The organism is Accumulibacter sp., assembly GCF_036625275.1.
In the GTDB taxonomy this organism is placed as follows: Bacteria; Pseudomonadota; Gammaproteobacteria; order Burkholderiales; family Rhodocyclaceae; genus Accumulibacter.
Genome location: NZ_JAZKUD010000112.1, coordinates 1 through 10,781 on the forward strand (window position 1 = coordinate 1; position 10,781 = coordinate 10,781).

The 10,781-nt window shown below is 65.4% G+C and carries 10 protein-coding genes and 2 pseudogenes; 10 read left to right on the forward strand and 2 right to left on the reverse strand.

The genetic code is table 11. The features are described from left to right. The 10 genes and pseudogenes from V5B39_RS20000 to V5B39_RS20045 all read left to right on the forward strand — a co-directional run. Positions 1-195: prevent-host-death protein (locus V5B39_RS20000; RefSeq protein WP_332344598.1), on the forward strand; the 195-nt coding region annotated here is incomplete at its 5' end. Further along, positions 192-617, forward strand: coding sequence for a type II toxin-antitoxin system VapC family toxin (locus V5B39_RS20005; protein WP_332344599.1), 426 nt, complete (start codon positions 192-194; stop codon positions 615-617). The genes V5B39_RS20000 and V5B39_RS20005, both read left to right, overlap by 4 nt. 142 nt (positions 618-759) lie before the next feature. Beyond that, positions 760-2,448, forward strand: a complete 1,689-nt coding sequence (locus V5B39_RS20010) for an N-6 DNA methylase (protein ID WP_434735734.1) — start codon at positions 760-762, stop codon at positions 2,446-2,448. Further along, positions 2,438-3,751 (forward strand): restriction endonuclease subunit S, encoded by a 1,314-nt coding sequence (locus tag V5B39_RS20015; protein ID WP_332344600.1) that lies wholly within the window; start codon positions 2,438-2,440, stop codon positions 3,749-3,751. Before V5B39_RS20010 ends, V5B39_RS20015 begins: the two co-directional genes overlap by 11 nt. A gap of 3 nt (positions 3,752-3,754) precedes the next feature. Then, positions 3,755-3,988, forward strand: coding sequence for a hypothetical protein (locus tag V5B39_RS20020; RefSeq protein WP_332344601.1), 234 nt, complete (start codon positions 3,755-3,757; stop codon positions 3,986-3,988). After that, complete coding sequence (locus V5B39_RS20025) at positions 3,985-5,136, forward strand: ImmA/IrrE family metallo-endopeptidase (RefSeq protein WP_332344602.1); 1,152 nt, start codon at positions 3,985-3,987, stop codon at positions 5,134-5,136. Before V5B39_RS20020 ends, V5B39_RS20025 begins: the two co-directional genes overlap by 4 nt. Beyond that, a complete protein-coding gene (locus V5B39_RS20030) occupies positions 5,133-5,636 on the forward strand; it encodes a DUF4411 family protein (protein WP_332344603.1) in 504 nt (167 codons plus the stop codon). The genes V5B39_RS20025 and V5B39_RS20030 overlap by 4 nt, the downstream gene beginning before the upstream one ends. Then, positions 5,633-5,866, forward strand: coding sequence for a hypothetical protein (locus tag V5B39_RS20035; RefSeq protein WP_332344604.1), 234 nt, complete (start codon positions 5,633-5,635; stop codon positions 5,864-5,866). Before V5B39_RS20030 ends, V5B39_RS20035 begins: the two co-directional genes overlap by 4 nt. Further along, positions 5,866-6,867 (forward strand): virulence protein RhuM/Fic/DOC family protein, encoded by a 1,002-nt coding sequence (locus V5B39_RS20040; protein WP_332344605.1) that lies wholly within the window; start codon positions 5,866-5,868, stop codon positions 6,865-6,867. The genes V5B39_RS20035 and V5B39_RS20040 overlap by 1 nt, the downstream gene beginning before the upstream one ends. Then, a pseudogene (locus tag V5B39_RS20045) lies at positions 6,864-10,004 on the forward strand (type I restriction endonuclease subunit R). The gene V5B39_RS20040 and the pseudogene V5B39_RS20045 overlap by 4 nt, the downstream one beginning before the upstream one ends. A 63-nt stretch (positions 10,005-10,067) precedes the next feature. On the opposite strand, the pseudogene V5B39_RS20050 reads toward V5B39_RS20045, so the two are convergent. Beyond that, positions 10,068-10,397: pseudogene (locus V5B39_RS20050) on the reverse strand (type II toxin-antitoxin system RelE/ParE family toxin). Further along, positions 10,394-10,645 (reverse strand): type II toxin-antitoxin system ParD family antitoxin, encoded by a 252-nt coding sequence (locus V5B39_RS20055; protein ID WP_332344606.1) that lies wholly within the window; start codon positions 10,643-10,645, stop codon positions 10,394-10,396. The pseudogene V5B39_RS20050 and the gene V5B39_RS20055 overlap by 4 nt, the downstream one beginning before the upstream one ends. Between the last annotated feature and the right edge of the window lie 136 nt (positions 10,646-10,781).

Genomic DNA, 10,781 nt, shown 5'->3' on the forward strand with positions numbered 1-10,781 from the left:
CGCAGCGAGGGGCCGCAGCATGTCACCGTGCATGGCCGCGATGAGGTCGTCGTCATTGCCGCCGAGGAGTTTCGCCGTCTCAAGGGCATTCGCACCGGCCAAGCATTGATCGACGCGTTGCAAGCCTCGCCGCACCGCGACATCGACATCGAACCCGTGCGCGTACCGATGCCAGTGCGGGACGTGAGCCTGTGACGGGTTGGCTGCTCGATACGAATGTCCTGTCCGAACTGCGACGTCCCCGGCCCGCACCGCAAGTGGCGGCCTTCGTCGCGGGGCAACCGCTTGATCTCCTGTTTGTCAGCACCGTCACTCTGGCCGAAATCCGCTTCGGCATTGAACTGGTTGCCGACGCCAACCGCCGCGCCGAACTAAACGCATGGCTGACTCACAAGGTGCGGCCCATGTTCGACGAGCGAATTCTTCCTGTCACTGAAGACATCATGTTTACGTGGCGGCTTCTGGTCGAAGAGGGCCGCAAGACTGGCCATACGTTTTCGCAGCCCGACCTCATCATTGCCGCAACGGGGCTGCATCATGGCCTGACGGTGGTCACGCGGGACACGGGCGACTATGCGAAGACGCGAGTTGCGCTATTCGACCCGTGGCGCGAGTGAGAATAAGTCTTGCGCTGCGCCTGGCTCCGACGCTACGCGACATGCCGATCGGCAGGGCTTGCGGGGCCGGGGGCGGCACGGCATGGTCCTGGCCATTAGGCATTGGTCGATGGCGCAGGCAAACGATCGAATGAGGTAGCCATTGGCAAAGCGCAAGGACAATTCCGGCATGACGGGCAGCACCGCGGCCAACGTCGGTTACGAAGCCCAGCTCTGGCAGATGGCTGACGCCCTGCGCGGCAGCATGGACGCCGCCGAGTACAAGCATGTCTGCCTCGGTCTGCTGTTCCTCAAGTACATCTCCGACGCCTTCGAGGAGAAGCACGCCGCGCTGCTCGCCGAGCAGGCGCAGGGCGCCGATCCCGAAGACCCCGACGAGTACCGCGCTCTCTCGATCTTCTGGGTGCCGCCCGAGGCGCGCTGGCCGCACCTGAAGTCGCAGGCGCGCCAGAGCACCATCGGCCAGCTCGTGGACGACGCGATGGCCGGCATCGAGCGCGACAACCCGGCGTTGAAGGGCGTACTGACCAAGGACTACGCCCGCCCCGCGCTCGACAAGCAGCGCCTCGGCCAGTTGATCGACATGATCAGCAACATCAGGGTGGGCGACGAGGCCAGCCGTGCCAAGGACGTGCTCGGCCGCGTCTACGAATACTTCCTCTCGCAGTTCGCCAGCGCAGAAGGCAAGAAGGGCGGCGAGTTCTACACGCCGCGCTGCGTGGTCAAGCTGCTGGTCGAGATGCTCGAGCCCTACCGCGGCCGGGTGTACGACCCCTGCTGTGGCTCGTCTGGCATGTTCGTGCAGTCGGTGGAGTTCATCCGCGCGCACGCCAAGGGCAACGGCCATGGCGGCAACGCCGGCGCCAAGGCCAGGGCCGACATCTCGATCTACGGCCAGGAGTCGAACTACACCACCTGGCGCCTGGCCCGCATGAACCTCGCCATCCGCGGCATCGACTCCGGCCAGGAGTCGAACTACACCACCTGGCGCCTGGCCCGCATGAACCTCGCCATCCGCGGCATCGACTCCGGCCAGATCGCGCAGGGCGACACCTTCCAGAACGACCGCCACCCCGACCTCAGGGCCGACTTCATCCTCGCCAACCCGCCGTTCAACATCTCCGACTGGGGCGGCGAACGCCTGCGCGACGACAAGCGATGGCAGTACGGCGTGCCACCGGCTGGCAACGCCAACTTCGCCTGGGTGCAGCACATCGTGCACCACCTCGCGCCCGCGGGCGTGGCCGGCTTCGTCCTGGCCAACGGCTCGATGTCGTCCAACCAGTCCGGCGAGGGCGAGATCCGCAGGAACCTGATCGAGGACGACCTCGTGGACTGTATGGTCGCGCTGCCAGGCCAGCTCTTCTACTCGACGCAGATCCCGGCGTGCCTGTGGTTCCTGGCGCGCGACCGCAGGAACGGCACCCGAGGCGGAGGCGAGTCACGTTTCCGCGATCGTCGCGGCCAGGTGCTGTTCATCGACGCCCGCAAGCTCGGCCCGCTGGTGGACCGCACCCACCGCGAGCTGACCGACGACGACATCGCCCGCGTCGTCAACACCTACCACGCCTGGCGCGGCGAGAAGGAGGCGGGCGAGTACGCCGACGTGCCCGGCTTCTGCACGAGCGCGCCACTGGACGAGGTGCGTAAGCACGGCCACGTGCTCACGCCAGGCCGCTATGTCGGCGCCGAGGCGCAGGAGGACGACGGCGAGCCGTTCGAGGAGAAGATGAAGCGGCTCACCGCGACGCTGCGCAAGCAGCAGGCAGAGGCCGCGAAGCTCGATGCCGCCATCGATGCTAACCTGAAGGAGCTTGGGTATGGCGGGTGAGCGGTTCGGGCGAACCACATTTGTCAAGCTGATCTCCGAGGGCGTGCTTGAGATCGGGGACGGCTATCGCGCAAAGAATGAGGAACTTGGTGGCGATGGGTTGATGTTTCTTCGCGCCGGACACGTGACCGACACCCACATCAACTTTGACGGTGTGGAGCGCTTCCACGTCGCGTTTGAACCGCGAGTTCAGTCCAAGGTGGCGAAACCAGGTGACGCAGTGATCACAACGAAGGGCAACAGCACGGGGCGCACGACCTATGTAACGCCATCGATGCCGCCGTTCGTTTATTCCCCGCACCTGAGCTACTGGCGCAGTCTTGATCCCAGTCGCGTCGAAGGCGGGTTCCTCCGCTACTGGAGCAAGGGCCCAGAGTTCACGGAGCAGCTAGCCGGTATGAAGGCGTCCACCGACATGGCGCCATATCTCAGCCTCATTGATCAGAAGCGGCTCGGAATCACGCTCCCGCCAATAGGCGAACAACGCGCCATCGCCCAAATCCTCGGCACGCTGGACGACAAGATCGACCTGAACCGGCGGATGAACGAGACGCTGGAGGCGATGGTGCGGGCGCTCTTCAAGTCGTGGTTCGTCGACTTCGGCCCCGTTCGCGCCAAGGGCGAAGGCCGCGACCCCGGCCTCCCCAAGCCCCTCGCCGACCTCTTCCCCGCCCGACTCGTCGACTCCGAACTCGGCGAGATTCCAGAGGGGTGGGAGATCAAACCCATCGGTGACTTGGCGGACGTGTTGGGCGGAACGACGCCGAGCACCAAGGAGTCGTCTTACTGGGAGGGCGGGGAACACGCATGGGCAACACCCAAAGACTTGTCCGGCCTGTTGGTGCCAGTCCTACTCGGCACGGAGCGGCGGATTACTGACGCAGGACTGTCGCAGGTTGGTTCAGGGCTTCTGCCGAAGGGAACCATCCTGCTGTCATCGCGAGCGCCGATTGGCTACTTGGCGGTCGCCGAGCTTCCCGTAGCGATCAATCAGGGATTCATCGCAATGGTGGCGAAGGCGGGCACGTCGAATCTTTTCTTGCTCCTGTGGGCAAGTGTCGCGCACGAAGACATCGTCAGTCGCGCCAACGGCTCCACGTTCCTTGAGATAAGCAAGGCGAACTTCAGGCCAATTCCCATCGTCACGCCATCAGCCCAAGTGATGCTCACGTTTGAGAAGCAAGTGCGTCCTCTTTACGAGCGCATCGTCGAGTCCGCGCGCGAGTCGCGGTCGCTCGCGGCGCTGAGAGACTCACTACTTCCACGGCTAATCTCTGGCGAGCTACGGGTTCGCGGAGCCTAACAAGTGGACCAGGCCCTTCGCTCGTTCTTTGAGGAACAGATTCAGGTTCGACTTGGTGACGGAACAGAAGTCGAAGGTGGTGTCTTCATCGGAAATACCGAGTTTCTTCCTGTCAAAATCCTGCGCGATGATCCAGATGCGTTTCGCGCGGAGTTTGACCTCTGGTTGGCTGACGTGTGGAAAACGGAAGGGGCAACGCCGAGGCAATGGGACATGATGTTTGGTGCGCAAGCATGAACCGCATCCCTGTCAACCGAGAGTTGCTGACCTGGGCACGTGAGCGCGCCGGGATGAATACGCTCGAGCTGGCAGGGCGTTTCCCGAAGCTCGGCGAGTGGGAGGACGGTACCTTGCTGCCAACCCTGCGGCAACTGGAAGACTTCGCGCGCACGGTACACGTCCCTATTGGCTATCTGTTCCTGCCGGCGCCGCCGCCAGAGGTGCTACCGATCCCCGATTTCCGTACATTGGCCGATCGGGTGGTCGCCCGTCCAAGCCCGAATCTGCTGGACACGATCTACCTGTGCCAGCAGCGGCAGGATTGGTTTCGCGACTATGCCCGCGTGCACGCGCTGGCACCTCTGGCCTTTGTGGGTAGTGCGCGAATCCAGGACTCCCCGGAGCGTGTAGCCGAGGCGATGCGGCAGGCGCTTTCGCTGTCTGTCGGGGACCGGCAACGACTGCCTACGTGGACCGACGCGCTGCGCCAGCTCGTCGCCAAGGCGGAGGATGCTGGCGTTTTGGTGATGGCCAGCTCCATCCTCGGCAGCAACAGTCACCGCAAGCTGGATGTCGAGGAGTTTCGCGGCTTCGCGCTGGCAGATGATCTGGCGCCGCTGGTATTCATCAATGCGGCCGACAGCAAGGCCGCGCAGATGTTCACCCTGGCACATGAACTGGCACACCTGTGGCTGGGCGAGAGCGGTGTTTCGGATCCGGTAGCCGGGCAACTGCCGGCGCAACGTGTGGAACGCTGGTGCAATGCCGTTGCAGCGGAGTTTCTGGTGCCCCTGGCGGTCTTGCGGCGCGAGCATCAGGCCGACGTCCCGATAGCAGAAGAGATCCAGCGCCTGGCGCGGATCTTCAAGGTCAGCACGCTGGTGGCGCTGCGTCGATTGTTCGATGCGCGTTTCATCGATGAGGCCACCCTCTGGCAAAGCTATCGGGACGAACTGGCCCGCATCCGCGCGCTCGACCGAGGCGGTACCGGCGGCGGTGACTTCTACCGCACTCTGGGCGCGCGAACCGGCAGGCGCTTCGCGCGAGCGGTGCTCTCCAGCACGCTCGAAGGACAGACGCTGTTTCAAGACGCCTTCCGCATGCTGGGCGTACGGAAGACGGCCACGTTCTACCAAGCGGCGCGAGAGCTGGGGGTGATGTTGTGACCTACCTGCTCGATGCCAACGTCTTCATCCAGGCCAAGAACCTGCATTATGGGCTGGACTTCTGCCCTGCCTTCTGGGACTGGCTGATCGACAACGGCGCGGGCGGTCGCGTGTTCAGCATCGACAAAGTGGCGGATGAAATCGCCGCGGGCGCCGACGAGCTGAACGATTGGATGCGCGAACGTGGCCATGGTCTGTTTCTGAGAACTGGAGTCTCGGTCGCAGCACAGTTCGGCGCTGTCAGCACGTGGGTTACGCAGCAACAGTACGAACCGGCAGCCATCAGCACCTTCCTGCAGGTTGCCGACTTCTACCTGATCGCCCACGCCCTTGCGGACGGGCACGTCGTGGTGACGCACGAAGTGCCGGCCAACTCCGTCAAGCGCATCAAGATCCCCAACGTCTGCATCGGCTTGGGCATTCGATTCATGACACCCTACGAGATGCTGCGCCGCGAGCGCGCCCGCTTCGTACTGGGCCGAGGGGAACTGGTGACATGAGTTGCGGCTACACCGAATCCGTCGTAGAGCAGCCCGTTCTCGCCTGGATCGAGAGCACCGGCTGGCGGATCCGTAACGGCACCGGGATCGCTCCCGGCAAGCCCGCGGCCAGCCGCGACGCCTATGGACAGGTGGCCATGGCCCGGCGGTCGCCCGAGTCGTTGTTGCTGCTCTCCTGCAGCGATCGGCGGCGCATGGCCGCTGCGAGGCTTACCGGGAGGACCCTGTGATGGTGCAGGCACCCAGCGGCGAAGTCCTTGTCTTCGAGGCGCCCGACGGCGGCGTGCGCGTGGAGGTAAAGCTAGATCGCGAGACTGTCTGGCTGACCCAGCAGCAGATGGCCGATCTGTTTGGGCGGGAGCGCTCTGTCGTGACCAAGCACATCCGCAATACGTTCCAGGAGGGCGAACTCGACCCGGCGGCAACCTGTGCAAAATTTGCACAGGTTCGAACCGAGGGCGCGCGCACCGTCTCCCGCGAGGTGGATCACTTCAACCTCGACGTGGTCATCTCTGTGGGGTACCGCGTCAAGTCCCTGCGTGGCACGCAGTTCCGGCTCTGGGCCACGCGCACGCTGCGAGAGCACCTGGTGCGGGGCTACACCCTCAACCGCCAGCGCTTCGAGCACAACGCGCGCGAACTGGAAGCCGCGCTCGCTCTGGTGCGCAAGGCAGCCGCCGGCGAAGCGCTGAGTACCGATCAGGGCCGCGGGCTCGTTGATGTCATCGCCCGCTACACACAGACCTTCCTGCTCCTGCAGCGCTACGACGAGGGATTGCTGGTCGAGCCGAAGGGCATCGTCGGCGGCCTGTTGCCACCGGCGCCCGAAGCGCGTGCAGCCATCGTGCGCCTCAAGCGGGATCTGCTCGCGCGCGGCGAGGCGACCGAACTGTTCGGACGTGAGCGCGAGGACGGGCTGGCCGCCTTGCTCGGCAACCTCGACCAGAGCGTGTTTGGCGAACCGGCCTATCCGACGGTCGAAGCCAAAGCCGCGCACCTGCTGTACTTCGTCATCAAGAACCACCCCTTTTCCGATGGCAACAAGCGCATCGGCTCGTTCCTGTTCGTCGAGTTCCTGCACCGCAACGGGCGGCTGATCCGCAACGGCGAGGCCGTGATCAACGATGTCGGGCTGGCCGCGCTGGCGCTGCTGGTGGCCGAATCGGCACCGACGGACAAGGAGGTGATGATCCGGCTGGTGATGAACATGCTCGCCGAGCCGGTCACGTGAGCGGATTCACCGAATCCGTCGTCGAGCAGGCCGCGCTCGCGTGGCTCGAAAGTGTCGGCTGGCGAGTTCGCAGTGGTGCCGAGATCGCCCCCGGCGAAGCCGCTGCCGAGCGCGACGACTACGGGCAGGTCGTCCTGGCCCTGCGCCTGCGCGACGCACTCGCGCGGCTCAACCCGGCGCTGCCGGCCGAGGCGCTGGACGATGCCTTCCGCAAACTGACGCGGCCCGAAGGCGTCGACCTCATCGTGCGCAACCGCGCGCTGCACCGTCTGCTGGTCGATGGCGTGACGGTCGAGTACCGCGATGCCGGAGGCAGCATCCGCGGGGCGCAGGCGAGGGTGATCGACTTCGGCGACCCGGCGGGGAACGACTGGCTGGCGGTGAACCAGTTCAGCGTCGTCGAGAACAAGCACTCGCGGCGTCCGGATGTGGTGCTGTTCGTCAATGGTCTGCCGCTCGCCGTGCTGGAACTGAAGAACGCTGCCGCCGAGAACGCCACGATCTGGAGCGCCTTCCAGCAGTTGCAGACCTACCAGACCGGGGTGCCGACGCTGTTCGCGCCGAACGCGCTGCTCGCCGTCTCCGACGGCGTGGAGGCGCGGGTGGGCACGCTTGGCGCCGGGCGCGAGTGGTTCAAGCCCTGGCGCACGATCGGGGGCGAGACCCTGGCTGATGCGCACCTGCCCGAGTTGCAGGTGGTGATCGCGGGCCTGTGTGCGCCGCGGCGCTTTCTCGATCTGCTGCACGATTTCATCGTCTTTTAGGACGACGGCGGTCGCATCACCAAGAAGATGGCCGGCTACCACCAGTTCCACGCGGTGCAGGTCGCGGTCGGCGAGACGCTGCGCGCCGCGCAGTTGCAGCGCGGAGCGCAGCAGTTGCAGGCGGGGCAGGGCCGCTACGAGGCAGGCGGAAAGCCGGGTGGCCAGCCCGGCGACCGGCGTGTGGGGGTGGTGTGGCACACGCAGGGCTCGGGCAAGAGCCTGACGATGGCGTTCTACGCTGGCCGTATCATCCGCGAGCCGGCGATGGAGAACCCGACGCTGGTTGTGCTCACCGACCGCAACGACCTCGACGACCAGCTCTTCGGCACCTTCTCGCGCTGCCGGGACCTGCTGCGCCAGCCGCCGGTGCAGGCCGGGAGTCGCGCGCACCTGCGCGAGCTGCTCAACGTGGCGGCGGGCGGGGTGGTGTTCACCACGATCCACAAGTTCTTCCCGGAAGAGAAGGGCGACCGCCACCCGATGCTCTCCGACCGGCGCAACATCGTGGTGATCGCCGACGAGGCGCACCGCAGCCAGTATGACTTCATCGACGGCTACGCGCGTCACATGCGCGACGCGCTGCCGCACGCCTCGTTCATCGGCTTCACTGGCACACCGATCGAGCTGACCGACGCCAACACGCGCGCGGTGTTCGGCGACTACATCAGCGTCTACGACATCCAGCGCGCCGTGCAGGACGGCGCCACGGTGCCGATCTACTACGAGAGCCGTCTGGCCAGGCTGGCGCTCGACGAGGCCGAGCGGCCGAAGATCGACCCCGGCTTCGAGGAGGCGACCGAGGGCGAGGAGGTCGAGCGCAAGGAAAAGCTCAAGACCAGGTGGGCGCAACTCGAGGCCGTGGTTGGCGCCGAGAGGCGGCTGGAACTGTTGGCCAGCGACATCGTCGAGCACTTCGAGAAGCGGCTCGAGGCGCTGGACGGCAAGGCGATGATCGTCTGCATGAGCCGGCGCATCTGCGTCGAGCTGTATCGCGAGATCGTGAAGCTGCGGCCAGGGTGGGACGGCACCGACGACGAGCGCGGCGCGCTCAAGGTGGTGATGACCGGGTCGGCCTCCGACCCGGCGAACTGGCAGCCGCACATCCGCAGCAAGCCGCGGCGCGAGGCGCTGGCCAATCGCTTCCGCGACCCGAAGGACCCGTTCAAGGTCGTCCTCGTGCGCGACATGTGGCTCACGGGCTTTGACGCGCCGAGCCTGCACACCATGTACATCGACAAGCCGATGCGCGGGCATGGGCTGATGCAGGCGATCACACGTGTCAACCGCGTGTTCAGGGACAAGCCCGGTGGGCTGGTGGTGGACTACCTGGGCCTCGCGCAGGAGCTGAAGCAGGCACTGGCGACGTACACCGAGAGCGGTGGCACCGGGCGCACGGCGCTGGACCAGGACGAAGCGGTCGCCGTGATGCTGGAGAAGTACGAGGTCTGCTGCGGGCTCTTCCACGGTTTCGACTGGTCGAAGTGGACGACCGGCACGCCGCAGCAGCGGCTGGGCTTGCTGCCGCTCGCGCAGGAGCACATCCTGGCGCAGGAGAACGGCAAGGAACGGTGCGTCGGCGCGGTGCGTGAGCTGTCGCTGGCCTTCGCGCTGGCGGTGCCGCACAGCGAGGCGCTGCGCATCCGCGACGACGTGGCGTTCTTCCAGGCGGTACGGGCCGTCCTCGCCAAGCGCGCACCTGGCGACCGACGGCCCGAGGAGGACATCGAGCACGCGGTGCGGCAGATCATCTCGCGCGCGGTGGCGCCGGAGGGCGTGATCGACATCTTCGCCGCGGCAGGGCTCGCCAAGCCCGACATCTCGATTCTCTCGGAGGAGTTCCTGGCCGAAGTGCGCGGGATGCCGCAGCGCAACCTTGCGGTCGAATTGCTGGCGAAGTTGCTGCAGGGCGAACTGGCTACGCGGCGGCGCAAGAACGTCGTCCAGGCGCGCTCGTTCGCCGAGATGCTGGAGCAGACGATCCGCCGCTATCAAAATCGGGCGATTGAAGCGGCGCAGGTTATCGAGGAACTGATCGGGCTGGCCAGGGAGATGCGCGAGGCGCACGCACGCGGCAGGGCGCTGCGGCTCTCCGAGGACGAACTGGCGTTCTACGACGCGCTGGAAACCAACGACAGCGCGGTGAAGGTGCTCGGCGACGAAACGCTGCGCACGATCGCGCAGGAGCTGGTGAAGACCGTGCGCGCCAATGTGACCATCGACTGGACGCTGCGCGAGAATGTCCGCGCGCAATTGCGCGTACTGGTGAAGCGGATTCTCAGGCGCTACGGTTATCCGCCGGACAAGCAGGAGAAGGCAACGGCAACCGTGCTGGAGCAGGCCGCCCTGCTCTCCGCGGAATGGGCCGCGGCGTGAGCGAAGCGTCCAGAAGTCAGAATTCCGGGACGGTAAAGTGGTGCCCTCTTGCCCGCGTGCGACTCAGATGTTCTCGGGCTCGTGCGTCCACGCCGGGATGTCGCGCTGGCCGTGCAGCACGCGCCAGACATCGATGTGTTGCGGGCGCTCGATGTAGAACACAAGGTGGGGATAGCGTGCACTCGGCGAGAAACGCAGGCCGGGCAGATTCAATTCGTGGGCGTAGCGCGGCGATCCGGTAGCCGGATGGCGACCGATGTGCGCATAGGCTTGCTCGACGGCATCAATGAAGCCGAGCGCTGCTTGCTCAGCGTCTTCGCTGAGGTATTAGGCAATCGCGTCATCAACGTCCCGGTTGGCCAGTTCACGCGGTACCACTGGCTTGGCCGTCACCCGCGAGCGCTGTCCTTGGCCGCCTTGCGCACCCGATCACGCAGGCCCTCGAAGTAGGCAGGATCGGCCGGGGCTGCGGGTACAGACGCTGCGCCCGCGAGCAGGAGGCCACGCAGTTGCAGGCGATCCTGGTCCTTGCGGATCAGTTCGCGCACGTACTCGCTGCTCGTGCCGTAGCAGCCTTGATTGACCTGCTCATCGACGAAGGACTTGAGTGCGTCAGGTAGGGATATGTTCATCGTGCTCATGGGTCAAGATTAGTTCTACTTTGTCAGATTGTCTTTCAATCTGATGCTGAGAGCATGGTGGCTTGCTTTCTGTAGGCGGATTCCATGGCTTGGTGCCGCCGTCGATGCCTGTCGATGATGGATGCCGCGAGGTCTT